Here is a 17,385-nt window from a genome sequence, read left to right on the forward strand (position 1 = left end):
AGATTTTAATGGCAAAATCTTTTAGAAGATACGGAAAGGTTCTGATTTGGCGGTGAAGTTGATTGGTAGTATTGTTTCCACGTTTTCCGGGGGATTAGGAACTATATAATGGGTGATTACTGTTTCAGCCTTTACTTGCTCCCCAGCATTTATACCTTGTTCAACAGCTCTGTTTACTTCAGCAACATGTCCTCGGACAGCAACAATAAAGCGGCCACTTTCCGCTAGGCCATAATACACTAGCGTGACTGCGGCAGATTTCACCATTGCATCTGCCGCGGCTAACACAGATGGAAAACCTAAAGTTTCGATTACGCCAACAGCCATTGGCATGGCATTAGCTCCTGAGACACTAAAATAAGTAATCTTTATTTTACGAGGGTTTGGCTCCAATTGTGACATTCAGTACTGTTTTTTCAGTACACTAAGTCATCAGCAGGCAAATCAGTATTATTTTGGTAATGGGGTGCTGTAAATTATCAGTTATGTTTCCCAGCTTTTTACCTGTCGCAGTTAGTCAATTAACAGAGATAGAATCGATCGCCCTAGCGCGGAGTATTCAAAGTCAAGCGATCGCTACGCCTTTATCTGAGCAAGCAATTACCACTACCTATGCACAGCAAGGTAGTGGTGGTACACCAATTTTATTAATTCATGGCTTTGATAGTTCTGTATTAGAATTTCGCCGACTGTTGCCACTGTTGGCAGAAAATAATGAAACTTGGGCAGTGGATTTGCTGGGTTTTGGCTTTACCGACAGACTCGCAGGCATACCATTTAGCCCTGTCGCCATTAAAACCCATCTATATTACTTCTGGAAAACCTTAATTAACCAACCTGTCATTTTGGTAGGTGCATCAATGGGAGGTGCAGCCGCCCTAGATTTTACCCTCACTTACCCAGAAGTTGTTAAAAAATTGGTATTAATTGATAGTGCTGGGTTAAAAGCGGGTTCACCTTTAGCGAAATTCATGTTTCCGCCCTTAGATAATTGGGCGACGCAATTTTTGCGGAATCCTAAAATCCGCGATCGCATTTCTCGGACTGCTTATAAAAATCCTAGTCTGATTTCCCTTGATGCGGCATATTGTGGCGGATTGCATCTAGAAATGCCTAGTTGGCATTTAGCTTTAATTGCTTTTACCAAAAGTGGTGGTTACAGTGCTTTTAGATTTAAGCAACTGGCACAAATTTTGCAACCGACATTAATTCTTTGGGGCGACTCAGATAAAATTTTAGGCACGACAGATGCTAAAAGATTTAAACGGGCAATTCCCAACAGTAAACTGATTTGGATTCAAGATTCAGGCCATATCCCGCATTTAGAACAACCACAAGTCACGGCTAAACGCATTCTAGAATTTCGAGAGGAATCATAAAAGCATAAAAATAAGGTGAAAGGAATTCTACAAACATATCCTTTCACCCCAACATTGCTAACAAACCTAGATAAACGATCGCCTAGACGTTAACTTTTTCCTTTGACCAAACACCGTTTTGATCTTCATCAAAGCGCTGATGTACAGCTTCCCAAGCAGCTTGTTCAGCATTAAACTCATCACTGGTTTCATTCAATACAGTGTTATAACGCTCAATGAATGTCCGTTGAGCTTCTTCAGACAGATGTGAACGGACTTCAGGAGACAAATCTTCTGGACTGTTACATGGGCCAGGACAAGGATGAGCTAATGTTTTATCAGTTGTGTGAATTTCTTCAGCACCAGCACTTTCTAAAAGTAATTGAAATTCCCCAGTGCGATCGCTGGGGATTTCTGCCATTAAGAGAAATTCGCCAGCTTGTAAGCGGGTTTGGTAGATTGCAGCTTTATCTTCAGGCATTCCCCAGGCTGTGAGAGCCGAGACTAAACCAGCACCAGCACTACCAGCGATCGCACCACTCGCAGCACCTAATAGTAATGCACTGATTGGCCCCGCCGCGACAATTGGGCCAACAAAGGGAATAAACAGTACACCTACACCTGTAAGCAAACTGAGGAAAGAGCCAAACAGAGAACCAAAAATCGCCCCTGTTCGCAACCCACCTAAAATTACATCCCTCTTAGTAATGAAGCCCGCAATTCGCGTTTCCGACTGAAAATTTCGTCCCATAACCGAAATATGATCTCTGGGTACGCCTCTGTCTAGTAAACGTCGAATTACATCATCAATTTGCTTCTGTTCTTTAATTACAGCCGAGATAGTACGTTCTGCTTGATAGACTTCTGGCACTTGAATACTCCTGAAAATTTGCTTTTTTATAGTTGACTAGCAAAGAGACAAAGGCGGGAGATAAGTTCTTCCCCCAGCCTAGGATGTTCAGTCAGACTCTAAATTTAGGGATAAATCTGCGTTTAACTACACACCCACAGGAGTTTTTGCTCCTGCTCCTGGCTTATTTCCATCTGGCTGCAATTCTTGTCCTTCAATAAAAGAGCGCAGCATCCAAGCCATCTCTTCATGTTCTTCCATAAGTCCAGTTAAAAAGTCAGCAGTTCCTTCATCATGAAACTCTTCACTGGACTGATCTATATGCTCTCTAAGATTGCGAATAACTTGCTCATGATCTTCCACAAGATTGGCTACCATACCTGTGGCTGTGGGAACATCACCTGAATGTTCTTTGAGGGTAGCAATTTGTAGAAATCCTTCCATTGTCCCAATAGGGTAACAACCCAAAGCACGAACCCGTTCGGCTAGTGCATCAATATTGAGAGTCAGTTTTTCGTAGTGTTCTTCCCAAAGCTGGTGCAGACTGCGAAACTGAGGGCCGACGACATCCCAATGATACTTTTTGGTTTTTACTAAAAGTAAATAGGCATCTGCTAAATCTTGATTTAACAGGTTTGCTACACCTTGACGCTGTTCTTCAGTCAAACCAATATTGATCGCACGCATTGAGCTTAATTCCTAAATAGACTTATTTATAAGTTCACAAAATTCAACCATCATTTACATCAACCAGAGGAAAGATTAACAGAGGAAGATTATTTATAACTTAAGGTTAGAGGGTGTTTGAAAACTAGTTAACTGTAATTTTAAGCACTAGTTAATTCCGCGTAGCTCCAGGGCAAACGTATCTAAATTACTTTTGAGCAAAACCAAATTTGATTTTATTTCCAAGATACCGCTTTCTTTTTAATCTAGGCGATCGCTTTATAATAGGATATGAAAAACCAATCTCCATTATGTAAAAAATATGACACACTCTTCACCCGAAAGAATTGTCAGACGCGGAAGAGTATTCCCGGAAATTCAGTGGACAGAAGCCCAAAAAGTTGAAGATAGAGCCAGAAGACAAGCGTTTTATGAGCGTTCTTGGGCGATTTTTGAGCGTTTAAAACCAGAAATCCTAGATAAATATTATGGCTGGTATATTGCCATTGAACCTGATAGCGGCGATTATTTTATTGACCAGGATCAAGAAATAGCTAGTAAAATGGCAAGAGAAAAACACCCTCATGTGATTCATCATATTTTTGGCATTAATGAAACAGGTGTAAGTGGCAGAGTATGATTGAGGGAAGGTCTGGAGATAAAGGCCAAGTTTACTTTGAAATAGACTTGATTGGCGGGGATGGTTTGGGTTTTCCTGTAGAAACAATCTTAGATACAGGATTTACTGAGTTTTTAGCCATGAACAAGCAAGATGTACAAAGTCTTGATTGGTCTTTTTTGCGCCAGAATAAATTAAGAACTGCTCAGGGAGAAACTGAATTTGATGTTTATAGTGGTAGAGTTATCGTAGATAATCAAGAATGGGAAGCTCCTGTATTTGCTGGAGATGAAATACAGGAAGTTTTATTAGGTTCTCGATGGATGAAATTATTTATTTTAGTTGCTGATTATAGTCAAAATAGAGTCACATTAGATTACATATAAAATATGTGGCGTTGCTGAATAAAAGGATGAATTAATTTATTTAGTGTGATTCTGTGAATCGCTTCCACGGTTATAGTCTTAAATGCGATCGCTCTTTTGGTCAGTGATGGCAAGAAAAAACTACATCACCTAAATTGCCAAGCTTAATAATTGCCTTTTTACCGAAAAAATACTCCCCAGAACCAGTTAAAACATACGGAACAATTTTCAGACATTTCTCTTTGGATATCTCAAATTTTTGGAATTCTTGGAAAGCTTTGATTACTCTTTGACTACCGACAAAACCTGGAGTAAGAGGGGAAATACTTTGCTTCTGATAATTAATAGATGCTTCTCTCATACGAGAGTAACTTAAAAGGAATATACCTGTTGATCTAGCTGGTATAGTGCCAGGTACGCCTACACATTCAAGAGTTCCTACTGCACTTTTATGACCTCTCATATGTAAATATGATTCAGGTAAATCAACCAAATTTATTAATTTAAATTTCCACCAACACTTGTGGGGAATTTTAATTCCTACTTCATTAATAACAACAGGAGAAATGCCTTGGTTATATACCTCAAAAAGCAAAAACTCTTCTTGAGGGTGTTGAAGTATGAGAGGCCCATTTTGAGCGCGTTTGACAACTACACTTACTCTCGTGGTATCTTTCTTGAGATTTTTCCAGCCGACTATTAACCCACCAATTGCAGCAGATGCACTAATAATCGCAGCAAATGCAGTAATTGACTTAATTGGATCACTCGACAGAGCAGACAAAATCGAATCGGATGTATTGAGCAAAGAACTTATACTCCTGTTATGAATCTATCTTTATACCAATTCCCAATACTAACAATTCTTTCAATTAATGTGGTTATCCTCGGTTAATCTACAACAATTGACCAGTATAAATTCTTAATATCAATTTACAAACGAAAAATTGAGCGCAGGAAACCAACGCTCAAGACTTTTCAAAACCGAGTTTTTCCTATTGGATGGATTTACAATAACTTGGAGCCAAAGTTATTGAGAGTATCACGTAAGTTTTTACATCCTTTGAGATAGCCTAGGGTGGCAATTCTCTCGGCAGAGTGTTCTAACCAATCACCAGCGACATTGATGTTTTGTTCGGTGTAGAACTGTTTAAAAGGAATTTCACCATAGCGCGATCGCAGGCAAAATTAATTGTATCCCGTAGTTTACCTAAGATTAACTGTTATTGTCCTTGAAAATTAATGGCTATTTGAATTAGCGATCGCCTGACTTTCCTCTCTTGACGTTTCTTTAGAGACAGCCTCTAAGCGATTAGATATTGATGGAAAATTTCTGATGATATTCACCAATAAAAATAGACACCTTGATCAAGATAATCAAACAAGGTGTCCAGATTGAGTAGAAAATATAAAGAAGGGAGGAGGAGTATTTGTCCTAACTAGCAGTCAAAGTATTTAATTGGTAAATAATTCTCATTCAATATGAATCGGAACTACCAAATATGCTTACTTGAATTACTTTTGAAGCTGCTCATCAGTCTCATTAAATTCTTACTTCTTATTACCTGTGACTTTTTCTAACAAATTTTCAACTTCATCTTCAACAGTAGTTGCTGCTTGAGAATTTTCAGGACGCTTCATTTTATCAATGTCAGCATCTCCTTGAACTTCGTTGAGTCCTTTATTAGACTCTTCTTGCACCTTTTTCAGTCCCGGAGGTGCGGATCTACCAATTTCATCAGTTTTCTTTTGTGTTTCTAGTAATTGTGTTGTAGCTTCTGTAGGGTCACTTTTATAGCTTTCAATTGCAAAAGCCGGGAAAGCATTAGACACTAACACTAATGCACAGGTAAAAGCTACAATTAAAAAACGGACTGGACGCAGTAGAGATAAAACAGAAGTCATATTCTTCATTTGAATTCCTCAAAAACAACGTTAACAACACATAAGTTATATTTTTCCAACAAAGCTAGACTGAGCCATCATCAGAGAAAATGGTGGCAGAAAAAATTAGTCCATGCTTTACTAGTAAGTTATTTTTAGGTAGATATTTGCTGGGAATTATTGTGATGAATTAATCTCACTGTGGCCACATAAAATTTCATATAGCCATCAATTATGGTTACTTTCTTCACAACAATTTTTCTAGCGCATTTCACCTAACTTATATTTAATGCGAATCATCCTACTTTGGGATCGACCTGTAGAGTGAAGTTTATCGCTTATGAGTTAGAGATAAAATCAACCTGTAGGTAGAGTGGCTGAATATAAGGAAATTTGGCTGTTTATTGCTTTTATCTGGCATTGATGAGGTGCAGCCGTTAGATTTGCCTGTGTTATTGGTATAGGAATCCGATTTGATTACTGTTTCCAGAGATAACAAAAAATAGCAAAAATAAAAAGTAAGAAAGATTTATCTGAGCGTGCTATTGATAAATGATTAAATAACTCTCATAAAATCAGCGATGTCTAACGACAAGCCGCTTTGCGTCTACGCACCCATTAAACTAGATTTTTCTCTCCATATATTATGAAGATTTATCAACCTCATACTTGGCCTCAAACCCTAGAGGAAGCTATCAATATTCAAGAAAGTTTGCGTGACCAAGTAATTACAGAAGATAAATTGACAGAACCTATCAGTTATGTTGCTGGTGTCGATATGGGTTTTGCCGCTGATGGGACAATTAGTCGTGCAGCTGTGGCGGTGCTGAGTTTTCCTGATTTACAAGTCGTAGAAACAACCCTCGCACACCGTCCGACTTCATTTCCTTATATTCCTGGGTTCCTGTCTTTTCGAGAAATTCCGGCTGTACTGGATGCTTTAGCAAAAATTCAAACAGTACCAGATATTATCCTTTGTGATGGACAAGGCATTGCCCATCCCCGCAGATTTGGGATAGCCAGCCATTTAGGGGTAATTTTAGATATGCCGACAATTGGTGTAGCTAAATCACTGTTTATTGGCAAACATCAGGAATTGCCAGAAACTAGAGGGAGTTGGCAACCACTCATACATCAAGGTGACACCATTGGTGCAGTTTTACGGACTCGTGTTGGCGTTAAACCTCTGTATATTTCTAGTGGTCACAAAATTAGCTTGACTACAGCCATTGATTATGTGTTGCGCTGTACACCAAAATACAGGCTACCAGAAACTACCCGTGTGGCTGATAAGTTAGCCTCTAACAGATAATCAGCATTAATAGTGTTTAGCCCTGTGAAACATTCTAAAAAGCCAACATTGCAACATGAATGACAAAAAAGATACGCTGGAATAGTGTAGAAATGTATAGAATCTTGTAAAGATATAAAATATAGTCTTTTTTAAGATGCAAACATTACAAGCTCTTTCTTCAATGCAACTGTCTTTAGCCCCAAATCAATGTCAGTCTTTGAAGATTGTCGCTCTTGGAGACAGCATAGTTTACGGTTTTGGTGATCCTGAACATGGTGGTTGGGTAGAACAACTGCGACGATGGTGGATGTTGCCTAGTAGTGCGGGTCATGTTTTATATAATTTAGGTGTTAGAGGCGATCGCACACAACAGGTAGCCCAAAGACTAGAAGTAGAATTTCGCCATCGAGGCGAACTCCGCAACCGCGTTCCCGATTTAATTATTCTTTCCGTCGGGTTGAATGATTCAGCGCGGTTAGGTCGCCCCAATGGCAAAAATTACACAGATTTTGCCACTTTTGAAGCAGATATCGCCCATCTGCTAGATTTGGCGCAACAACTTTGCCCAGTTTTATTTGTGGGGATGACACCCGTAGATGAAACCAAGATGCCATTTCTTGATTGTTTTTACTTTAATCACAGTGACCAATATCGTTACAAAGAAGCTACGCGCCTAGCTTGTAACCAACGCCAAATTCCTTACTTGGATATTTTCGACCAATGGATGGGACGCGGTGAAACTTGGTTACACCAACGGATGAATACTGATGGTCTACATCCCAATACATTAGGCTATCAAGCTTTATTAGACGATGTGCTGAAATGGGATGCTTTAGCACCATATCATTCCCAACCAGAATATCAACTGAGATAATGTTAGTGTGATAAGTTAAGCGCGATTTCGGAGAAAGGTATTTTAGCAATAAGTCGCACATTGCGTTATTTAAAAATCCTAAATAATTTGTGAACAACTAGAAGCCTAACTTCTTGAAGAGTCGGGCTTCTGAAGTTATTAGTGTTTACAAATCAAATAGGAAAGTTTTCTATCAGTAATGACCTGTTATTTCCATAGTATTAATCACATTAACATTAAGTAAATTTCTAGAGAATATTTCTGATCTGGTTGTCAAATTGCATTTATCAACGCTTAAGCAATAATCTCAAAGATATTAGGAATAATATTTGATTTGGAGAAAAAAATCAGTACACCTCTGTTACTTCTTCTCCTATTCCCTGTTCTCTCTTCCCTATTACCTACCTACACAAGCAATTTCAATAATCAAGTCGGATTCCTATACGTCTAATAACTGTTAACTAATCACTAATATTTATACTGCTATTTTGCTAATTATTCTCTGAATATCTCTTAAATTTAAGCAATTAACTGCTGATTAAGATGATTATGTTGTAACAAGAATTAATATCCTAATCGAGCATATATTTATATGGAATATGCTGAATAAGGTTGACAATTTACCATTCCGTAAAGAATTATCTTAGGGAAACCAGATAGTCATTTAGAGGAAACCATGCACACAGTTATTCTCGTTCTGATCGAGGTGCTGATTGTTATTGGACTGTCCCGGCTCATAGGTCTGGCATTCAAATCAATTAAGCAACCTTTAGTAATTGGTGAGATTGTTGCCGGGATTATGCTTGGCCCATCTTTATTCGGCTTGCTTGCTCCCCATGTAGCAGCTAGTTTATTCCCCCCAGAAACTATTCCATTTCTCAATGTTTTGTCTCAGGTGGGATTAATATTTTTCATGTTTTTGATTGGGTTAGAACTTAATCCCAAATATCTCAGCGGAAACATACAAGCAGCGATTCTCACCTCTAACGTCAGCATAATTGTGCCGTTTTCTCTGGCGGCTATTTTATCTTTAATGCTGTATCCTCTGGTTTCTAATGCTAGTGTCTCGTTTACGGCTTTTGCCTTATTTTTAGGCGCAGCAATGTCGATTACGGCTTTTCCAGTATTGGCACGAATTATTACAGAAAATAATTTGCAAGGAACACGCTTGGGAACCTTGGCATTAACTTGTGCAGCCGTAGATGATGTAACCGCATGGTGTATTTTAGCAGTAGCGATCGCAGTAGCACGAACTGGTAACATCGCTGGTGCTATACCCACAATTATCGAGAGCATAGTCTACATTGGCTTTATGCTGACAGTGGGGCGCTGGTTTCTCAAAAGATTAGCCACTTACTACCGTCGGACTGGGCGTTTAAGTCAGTTACTTCTAGCTGTAATTTACATGGCGGTAGTTGGTTCCGCACTAATTACCGAACTTATTGGGATTCACCTAATTTTTGGGGCATTTTTATTGGGTGCAGCAATGCCCAAGAATGCAGATTTAGTTCGAGAATTAGCGGTTAAAACCGAAGATTTTGTCCTGATATTTCTGCTACCAATATTTTTTGCCTATAGTGGCTTGCGGACGCAGATAGGTTTACTCAACCGTCCTGAATTGTGGTTGTTATGTGGATTGATATTGCTAGTAGCGATCGCCGGTAAGTATTTTGGCACATATATTGCCGCTCGTGTCAGTGGCATTAATCAACGAGAAGCCTCAGCCCTCGGTTGGTTAATGAATACACGCGGTTTAACCGAACTAATTGTTCTCAACATTGGTTTAGAGTTAGGTGTAATTTCCCCCTTAGTCTTTACCATGCTGGTGATTATGGCATTGGTGACAACATTTATGACCTCACCACTGCTGGAGTGGACATATCCCAAACGTCTCATCAAGTTGGATGTAGTCGAACCAAACTTAGACACAGAAACAACTACAGAAACTACTACATCTGCGGCTGAATCTGCGCCTAACTACCGAATTTTAGTGCCAGTGGCAAATCCTAGCACGCAAAAAGGGTTGCTGCAATTGGCAGTAACCTTAGCAATGAACTACAGACAACCTGCTGTAGTCAATCCTCTTAGCTTAATTGAACTGCAAGAAGATTATGCTTTTGAGAGTACCCCAGTAGAAGCGGAACGATTAATTCTTCAGCGTCGCCAGCAACTAGAAGAATTGATTAACACATTAGAACCGCCAATTGCTCGTTCCTATGTGCATCCCATTATTCGCATATCGAGCAATGTCGCACGGGAAACAGCCCAAATCGCCCAAATTGAGCAACCTGATTTAATTCTTGTGGGATGGCACCGTCCAGCTTTTAGTAACAATCGTTTAGGTGGCAGAGTTGGGCAAATTCTCAGCATCGCACCAGTAGATGTTGCCGTATTTGTAGACCGGGGATCAGAACGCTTAGAAAGCTTATTGGTTCCTTACTCAGCAAACATCCATGATGATTTAGCCTTGATTTTAGCTTTGAGACTATTGATTAACCGTGATACCTGTATGTTGCAGATTTTACAGGTACTTAGGGAAAACCATAACCAAGATGAGTTGAGTTATGAATTGCACAAAATGATGGAGCAACTACCAGCTAGTGTACGCGATCGCATTGAAATTAAAACTGTCGAATCCCCAGAACCCATTCAAGCTGTGGTTGCAGCTTCCGAAACAGTTGACCTGACAATTGCTGGCACCAGTCGCGTTTGGGGAATTGAGCGTCAAACCCTAGGCAGATACACAGATGCGCTGGCTATTCAATGCCGTTCCTCGCTCCTTATTACCCGCCGTTACAGTCAAGTTACCTCTCATCTGGCTTCTGTACTGCCGGAAATTAGCAACTCAGAATCAACAGTCAAACAATTTTAGATTTTGACTTTTAGGTTGACCTCTCAGATTTATCTGAGAGCTTCTACCATCAAGAAATTATTGGTCACTAGTTAAATCAATGAATCATTTTAATCTCAAGTCTTTGACTTTCTATGGAGTAGCTATAGCTTCAGTGTTAGTGTTATTTAAAACTGTCACAGCTTATGGAGAAAGCAACCTTAAAGCACCTCCTGTAGTTGACGGCCGCTACATTCTCACTCTAGGGACAAACTTACCCATCTGTGAAAAAGCAGACTCTCTGATATTAAATATCCAACAATCCGGCATTTATTTAAATGCCTCTTTATTGCCCGTAAATCCCAATGCAGAGACTGAACAACAGCTTTCGCTCACAGGAATCTTCAAAAATCAACAGATAAACTTTTCTGGAAAAATCGCTCCAGAAATTCTTTGTCATCATCCAAACTCGCAACTTGACTCAAGTAAATCAGTTGCAATGCAAATACAGCTGATAGATCAAGATAAAATGACAGGCAAAATAGCAGTCAATGGCATTCCCCAACCTCTCAGATTTACTGCCACCAAACAATCAACTCCAGAAAAATCACAAAAGTTAAATAGCCATTGAAATATGGGCAAATTATATCATTCAGGAATTCGATCAAGACTTATACCAATTTTCTGAGAAGCTGCATTCAATAAATTATGTAGAGACGTTGTATACAACATCTCTACATCAAGCTATAAATTGCATCTTTATCAAGAAACGGTATAAGGTACAAAAACCAAAAATCAAGGGTTTAGCTGGTGAAAGGGTATAGTGTTCAAAACCCTTACACCTTCCCTAAATAAATAGTCTTGTTGCATCAGCTTTTTTAGCAATTTCGCAAAACTCACTGATGTCTAAATATACAAGGAATAAAAATAATGTACACAAGCCCAAGACTTAAATGGTTTTTTTTCTGGAGCCAGCGTCTATTTAGTATCAGCTTGCTGGGATTTTATGCAGCAATTACTTTAGAAACTGGTAGTAGTAATGCAGCACCAATCGCTAAATTGAATGATTGGCGATTTTATCCAGAAGCAGCACAACTTGAATTTACGTTGTCAGCAGGTACAAAGCCGCAATACTTTTACCTTTCTCAACCGCCACGTCTGGTTATTGACCTGCCAGATACTAAGTTAGGTTATGTTGTTACCAAGCAAAGTTATCCTGGCGCAATTCAACGAGTTCGGGTTTCGCAATTGAACGCCACCATCACTCGTATTGTCCTAGATTTAGCCGCCGGAACATTTATCGACCCCAAACAGGTAAAACTGCAACCTGTATCGAGAAATAATTCCACACGCTGGGTATTACGCCCTTTTACTTCAAGTAAGAATCTCTCTATTCAACCAGCAAACATCCAGCCTAGGATCAATAGCCTACCGCCAAATTCATATAACTCCTATCCTCAAACACCCACTAACTTAAATCCCAACCCCAATTCTCTCCAGTTACCTAGCACTCTACCGCCCATCACGACTAACCAACAGCAGCCATATATCACTGTACCTCCTCTAACTTCTAATAACCCTGATAAAATCCAAGGCTCGATTCTTCCTCCAGCTAACTTTCCCAATCAACCTGGTAATTTAAATAATTTTCCGCCCGTAGCAAGTCCTAATTTTCCCATTCCCACAATCCCCAGCACACCCAATTATCAATCTAATGAAGTCCAAATCCCAGTGATTGAGTTTGGACAACCTCTGCCTAAACCATAAGTTAAAAGTGCTGAGTGCTGAGTGCTGAGTAACAATGCTAGTCCCTAGCCTCTAAGGCTATAGCTTCTCTTTCTTCTCACACTAAAATCTGTCTGTGTCTTGAGGTGATCCCACGGCTCCTGGTTGAGAGGTGAAAAAGTTTTGCGCTGCGTCGTTTTGATAAATACATCTAATATCCGGTTTTTCGCTATCTAAACTACCTGTAAAACCAAAGGTATTGAGACGATTTTTACATTCTCTTACTTGGTCAGAGGTTACAAGTTTGCGCTGTTCTAAAATTGCCCAGTTATTTTGACGCAATACACAGCCTGGACGCATACTTGGTTGGGCAACATAAACATTAAATGGGTTGAGTGTGACAAATAATCTGGCATCCATCACCATTGCACTAGCACCGTACTGTACACAAATCTCTGGGTTTGGCGCTCTTGTATCAATAAATTCCCGCGAAGCCACGTTTGATGGCGATAAAGTGGTTGTGGAGCTAAAAGCAATCCCAATCCCAATACCCAAAACTAGCACCCCTCCCAAAACAGCGATCGTGGTGAGGTTGAACAGAGAAGGCTGAAAAGCCGTAGGCTTAGATGTTGTAGCTGATCTACCTGTCGATTTACGTCTCATTTTTACTTGACACCTTCACATTTTGGAAAGCAGGGAGCTTTCTAAACTGCTCTCCCTATTTCAGTATGCCGATTCTTGACGATGATTGTCTGCAAAATTTAGCAAAGCGATTATTTTATATTTAGTGATAAATAATACATTGAGTGAAAAAAGAGTATTTTTTATTACTAGCATTAATTGAGTCAATTAAAATTGTAAAGTATTCTTACAAAAACTTTGATCAGTAATTGCAATAAAGTGATATCTCAAAAAGTATTTCTCTGGGGAAAAAGGTTTCAAACTACACAACTTCCACTTCTACTTGCGGATAGTCTGACGATTTTCTGGGGAGAGTGGTTGAAATTACGTGCCAGAATTACACAAGTTGCCGCAACGGGTTTAATATCTCCATTAATATATATTTTGGCTTTTGGCTTAGGACTGGGTAGCTCAATTAGACCAGGCTCAGGTATTACCGGGAACTATGATGGTTATTTAGAATTTATTCTGCCGGGGATGGTGGCTTTATCGTCGATGACCATTAGCTTTGGCGGGACAACATTTTCAATTTGTGGAGAAAGGCTGTTTAGCAAAACTTTTGAAGAGATGTTACTGGCTCCCATACATCCTCTAGCACTACACGTCGGTAAAATGTTGACGGGAGTTGTGCGAGGTTTAATGACATCCGGTTCTGTGATTTTGGTAGCAATACTGTTTACCGGGAACTGGAATTTTCTTCATCCATTATTTTTGCTGTTGCTGGTGCTGAATTGTGCCGTATTTGCAGGTTTGGGAGTAATTGTCGGGTTAAGTGTGCGATCGCTCGAATCGGTGGGACTATATAACAACTTTGTGATTGTGCCGATGTCGTTCTTAGGTGCAACCTTTTTTGACCCCAGTACCTTACCAGTCGCCTTGAAATGTGTAGTTTACTTGTTACCTTTAACTTACGCCAGCACTGGTTTACGGGCAGTTGTTTACTCCCCTTTATCGGAGTTTCCTTGGTACAGTATACCGATTTTATTAGTAGTGGCGATCGCGCTCTCTGTATGGGGTAGTTACAAATTTTCTCGGCAACAGGATTGATAGGACATATTTTGAGGATAGTCATTTGATAAATCACAGCAACTCTGATTATCTGGGGCAGTTTTAGATTTGTGCCAAGTTCGGTAGAAAATTAAGTTTCAAGGTGTGATTAAGAACATACATTGTGGGCAAACTAACCTAGTCGTCAAATTCTATCTGCATTACTAGGGCAAAATTCAATGGAGAATACCACAATGTACGCATCTATTAATCTTGATGAACAAAGAAATCATAACCTTGCTTCCGAAACACCTTTTCAACACCAAATCGAGGCATTTGCAGCCCTAAGTAAAACCTTTAAGATTGGTGGTGAAAAACCGGGTAGTGGAATTTTAGTACTGCCTACAGGTGCAGGCAAAACATTTACGGCTGTCAGGTGGTTGTCCAACCATGTAATTCCTAAAAATATTAAAATTCTTTGGTTGGCTCCTTCGTTTTACTTATTAGATCAAGCATTCGATACATTTAGAAAAAATGCTAGAGATATTCCCGAACCTAAAAAAACATTAAATATTCGCTGTGTTTCTAGTCATCCTTCCCATGCTAAAGCCTCATCCATAGAACTAACAGATGATATTGTCATTATGACAATCCAAACAGCTATTAAGAATTTACACACTGATGCTCAAGATAGATTTGGTGATAAATTTGAGACGGCTTTTAGAAAATTTATAGATTTTTGTAGAGAAACAGGTGTCTTTGTAGTAGTTGATGAAGCCCATCATTCACCTGCATATGGTTGTAGAAACTTATTGATTGGTGAAAAAGATTCTGCTTTAGGTCTTCGAGGGTTACTTCCAGAATTAAATCTGCTTGGGTTAACAGCTACACCAACCCACAACAATAATGCTATCAAAGGATGGCTGTGGAAAATATTTGAAAACGGAATTATTTATGAGGCTAATAAAGAGAGTTTAATATTACAAAAAATATTAGCTAGACCTAACTATATTGAAATATCAACTGGTAAAGAATTGGAAGTTGATGACAAATTATATAATCGATTAGTTAAACAACATCAAGATCTGCCTGAATACATTATTGAAAAACTTGCTAATGATAAAGTCAGAAACAATTTTATAGTAAATACTTATTTATCAAATAAAGCAGCTTATGGCAAAACCATTATATTTGCTGACCGTTGGTTTCAATGCGTCTACATAAAAGAAAAGCTTCGTGATAAAGGAATTAAAGCAGACGCAATTTATTCACATATAGATGCAGATCCTGGCTCTGCTGAGGCACGTAATAAACGTACTCAAGATGATAACACAAAGATTTTGAAGGAATTTAAAAACGGACAAATCGATGTTTTAATCAATGTAAGAATGTTAACTGAGGGTGCTGACGTTCCAAATGTTCAGAGTGTATTTATTACTCGTCAAACAACAAGCTCTATATTGATGACTCAAATGATTGGTAGAGCATTAAGGGGCGAAAAAGTAGGAGGTAGTAGTGAAGCGAATGTTGTCTTATTCTTCGATAATTGGAAACGGTTAGTTGATTGGGCTAATCCAAAAGATGGCGATACTCTAGATTCAAAAATAATTTCTGTAAAAGGTTACTACCCACTTGAGTATATTTCAATTCGTCTAGTAGAAGAACTGTCTAAGTCGATGGAATGTGGTGGAGATTATTCAATCCCTGAATTTTCCAAAATTATTCCTACTGGTTGGTATAAAACTGAAATTGTCTATACTGACTCTGATCAAGAAAATGAAACAATGGAAGCGTTTACTGAATTTGTAATGGTATATGAACAGACAGCAGTAAAATTTAATGCTTTTATTAACCTCTTACTTTCTACAAAATTACCGGATGAATGGTCTAAGGAATATCTTGAAGATAAATGGATGCCGCCTCAAGTTGAACAATGGATAAATAAATATTTTGACCTAAAATCTGATGATATTGGACAAAGGCTTCAGTCAGATTTAATTAAGATTATACGTCACATTGCCCAAAACCAGTCAGCACCTACGTTTCATGCGTTTGAGGAACGGGGAATTTATGATTTAGATAAAATGGCGGAAAAGGTAATTAATTTCCCATCTCCTGAAAAATATGAATACTTAAATAAAGAGTTTTCTAAACCGGGGACACTATGGAAAACTTTTTACAGTAACTTGAATCGATTTGAAACAGCAGTAGATCAAGTTATTAAAAATATTATTCATAATCAAAGATTTGCCAAAGAAGAAATTGATTCTATTCCTGATACTGTTATTCCAGAGAAGAGAGAAGCAACCGAAGAAGAAAAAAAAGAAATTAAAGCACGAGATGGCAATGCTTGCCTATGTTGTGGAGTAAATAGTAGAGAAGGTTACTTACAGATTGATCATATTCTTCCATTTTCTATGGGAGGAAAAACATCTGTGGAAAATTTACAAACTTTATGTAATATCTGCAACAGATGTAAGAGCAATAATGAAATTGATTTTAAATCGAAGAAAACACAATTAAAAGAACCCAAGAACCTTGACTTATCATTTCCATATCAAAGTCAGAATATTAAAAGAGTTCTAACAAGAATAGTAAACTTTTTTTACCATTGTAAAGCAGTTTACAAAGTTAATTTAGGTATTGACTTAACTTGGGAAATACATTTGTATTCTGGTAATGATCCTAAATGGTTACTGAAACATAAAACAAAACTTCTCAAGTTCCTTCAGAATGAACTTGGTTATCATGTGTATAAGATTAAGATTATGGTTATCAATGAAAGTTAAGCAGATTTACACTCTGCGCCTTTGCGTCTCTAGGTGAAATCATTACCCATACATAAAAAAGCGGGCTAACCGCTATAGTGTGGTTAACCCGTGCAGCTTTGGGAACGCGCAGAGAAATTACTATTGCAATACCAACTTAACGTTAGCGTTTTGCAAACCGCGCTGTTTTACTTCAGCCAAAGTTTTGTTAACTGCATATTTTTGATTGATGGAGTTGATTAACTCGGTTTGGTTGTGCTTTTTAGCAACGCCCCACAGGTCAGCGATGAGGTCAAAAGAACCATCGCTATTGCGAGACCAACCTAGATCATATTCGCCTTCCAAAACAGCAACGATGTCGGAACGAACACGCTGACCGTTATAACCGCGTACATCAGCTTCTGTCTTTACGGTAATACCCAAGTCGCGCAGAGAAGCTTTGAGGATTTCTGCATCGGTGATTTTGGTGCGAAGAGTGCTAAAGTGAGACATTTGGGTTTCCTCC

General features: G+C 38.8%; 17 protein-coding genes. 10 read left to right on the forward strand and 7 right to left on the reverse strand.

Annotated elements, in window-relative coordinates; translation table 11 throughout:
* Positions 1 to 21 precede the first annotated feature (21 nt).
* Positions 22 to 333 carry a carbon dioxide-concentrating mechanism protein CcmK gene (locus IQ244_RS02750; protein ID WP_193889992.1) on the reverse strand — a complete coding sequence of 104 codons (312 nt, stop codon included), beginning with the start codon at positions 331 to 333 and terminating at the stop codon, positions 22 to 24.
* 152 nt (positions 334 to 485) lie between these two features.
* Between IQ244_RS02750 and IQ244_RS02755 the strand changes: the two genes are divergently transcribed.
* Complete coding sequence (locus IQ244_RS02755) at positions 486 to 1,379, forward strand: alpha/beta fold hydrolase (RefSeq protein ID WP_193889574.1); 894 nt, start codon at positions 486 to 488, stop codon at positions 1,377 to 1,379.
* 82 nt (positions 1,380 to 1,461) lie between these two features.
* Here IQ244_RS02755 and IQ244_RS02760 read toward each other — a convergent pair whose 3' ends face one another.
* Together IQ244_RS02760 and IQ244_RS02765 are read right to left on the reverse strand one after the other, a co-directional pair.
* Entirely contained in the window at positions 1,462 to 2,229 is a 768-nt protein-coding gene (locus tag IQ244_RS02760; RefSeq protein WP_193889576.1) for a ChaB family protein, read from the reverse strand.
* A gap of 126 nt (positions 2,230 to 2,355) precedes the next feature.
* Positions 2,356 to 2,895 carry a Dps family protein gene (locus tag IQ244_RS02765; protein ID WP_193889578.1) on the reverse strand — a complete coding sequence of 180 codons (540 nt, stop codon included), beginning with the start codon at positions 2,893 to 2,895 and terminating at the stop codon, positions 2,356 to 2,358.
* Positions 2,896 to 3,196: 301 nt separating this feature from the next.
* On the opposite strand from IQ244_RS02765, the gene IQ244_RS02770 reads away from it, so the two are divergent.
* Both IQ244_RS02770 and IQ244_RS02775 read left to right on the forward strand, forming a co-directional pair.
* Positions 3,197 to 3,514, forward strand: a complete 318-nt coding sequence (locus IQ244_RS02770; protein ID WP_193889580.1) for a hypothetical protein — start codon at positions 3,197 to 3,199, stop codon at positions 3,512 to 3,514.
* The gene (locus tag IQ244_RS02775; RefSeq protein ID WP_193889582.1) at positions 3,511 to 3,879 is read left to right on the forward strand and encodes an aspartyl protease; all 369 of its coding nucleotides are present in this window, start codon (positions 3,511 to 3,513) and stop codon (positions 3,877 to 3,879) included. Before IQ244_RS02770 ends, IQ244_RS02775 begins: the two co-directional genes overlap by 4 nt.
* Before the next feature lie 100 nt (positions 3,880 to 3,979).
* Here IQ244_RS02775 and IQ244_RS02780 read toward each other — a convergent pair whose 3' ends face one another.
* Both IQ244_RS02780 and IQ244_RS02785 read right to left on the reverse strand, forming a co-directional pair.
* Positions 3,980 to 4,666 (reverse strand): hypothetical protein, encoded by a 687-nt coding sequence (locus IQ244_RS02780; protein ID WP_193889584.1) that lies wholly within the window; start codon positions 4,664 to 4,666, stop codon positions 3,980 to 3,982.
* Between the two features lie 743 nt (positions 4,667 to 5,409).
* The gene (locus IQ244_RS02785; RefSeq protein WP_193889586.1) at positions 5,410 to 5,772 is read right to left on the reverse strand and encodes a hypothetical protein; all 363 of its coding nucleotides are present in this window, start codon (positions 5,770 to 5,772) and stop codon (positions 5,410 to 5,412) included.
* Between the two features lie 616 nt (positions 5,773 to 6,388).
* Here IQ244_RS02785 and nfi point away from each other — a divergent pair.
* From nfi to IQ244_RS02810, 5 genes are all read left to right on the forward strand, one after another.
* Positions 6,389 to 7,054, forward strand: a complete 666-nt coding sequence (gene nfi, locus IQ244_RS02790; RefSeq protein WP_193889588.1) for a deoxyribonuclease V — start codon at positions 6,389 to 6,391, stop codon at positions 7,052 to 7,054.
* Positions 7,055 to 7,190: 136 nt separating this feature from the next.
* Positions 7,191 to 7,910, forward strand: coding sequence for a GDSL-type esterase/lipase family protein (locus IQ244_RS02795; protein WP_193889590.1), 720 nt, complete (start codon positions 7,191 to 7,193; stop codon positions 7,908 to 7,910).
* Between the two features lie 655 nt (positions 7,911 to 8,565).
* Positions 8,566 to 10,761, forward strand: a complete 2,196-nt coding sequence (locus tag IQ244_RS02800) for a cation:proton antiporter (RefSeq protein ID WP_193889598.1) — start codon at positions 8,566 to 8,568, stop codon at positions 10,759 to 10,761.
* A 79-nt stretch (positions 10,762 to 10,840) separates the two neighbouring features.
* Complete coding sequence (locus tag IQ244_RS02805) at positions 10,841 to 11,350, forward strand: hypothetical protein (RefSeq protein WP_193889600.1); 510 nt, start codon at positions 10,841 to 10,843, stop codon at positions 11,348 to 11,350.
* Positions 11,351 to 11,649: 299 nt separating this feature from the next.
* Positions 11,650 to 12,486: an AMIN domain-containing protein gene (locus IQ244_RS02810; protein ID WP_193889608.1), complete on the forward strand. Its 837-nt coding sequence runs from the start codon at positions 11,650 to 11,652 to the stop codon at positions 12,484 to 12,486.
* Between the two features lie 81 nt (positions 12,487 to 12,567).
* Here IQ244_RS02810 and IQ244_RS02815 read toward each other — a convergent pair whose 3' ends face one another.
* Complete coding sequence (locus IQ244_RS02815; protein ID WP_193889610.1) at positions 12,568 to 13,107, reverse strand: DUF3172 domain-containing protein; 540 nt, start codon at positions 13,105 to 13,107, stop codon at positions 12,568 to 12,570.
* Positions 13,108 to 13,344: 237 nt separating this feature from the next.
* Here IQ244_RS02815 and IQ244_RS02820 point away from each other — a divergent pair, with 237 nt between their 5' ends.
* Positions 13,345 to 14,172: an ABC transporter permease gene (locus IQ244_RS02820; RefSeq protein WP_193889612.1), complete on the forward strand. Its 828-nt coding sequence runs from the start codon at positions 13,345 to 13,347 to the stop codon at positions 14,170 to 14,172.
* Between the two features lie 194 nt (positions 14,173 to 14,366).
* Positions 14,367 to 16,901, forward strand: a complete 2,535-nt coding sequence (locus IQ244_RS02825; protein WP_193889614.1) for a DEAD/DEAH box helicase family protein — start codon at positions 14,367 to 14,369, stop codon at positions 16,899 to 16,901.
* A gap of 120 nt (positions 16,902 to 17,021) precedes the next feature.
* On the opposite strand, the gene IQ244_RS02830 is transcribed toward IQ244_RS02825, so the two are convergent.
* Positions 17,022 to 17,372 carry a DUF1257 domain-containing protein gene (locus IQ244_RS02830; protein WP_015113818.1) on the reverse strand — a complete coding sequence of 117 codons (351 nt, stop codon included), beginning with the start codon at positions 17,370 to 17,372 and terminating at the stop codon, positions 17,022 to 17,024.
* Positions 17,373 to 17,385: the final 13 nt, after the last annotated feature.

Source organism: Nostoc sp. LEGE 06077, assembly GCF_015207705.1.
Taxonomy (GTDB): Bacteria; Cyanobacteriota; Cyanobacteriia; order Cyanobacteriales; family Nostocaceae; genus Nostoc_B.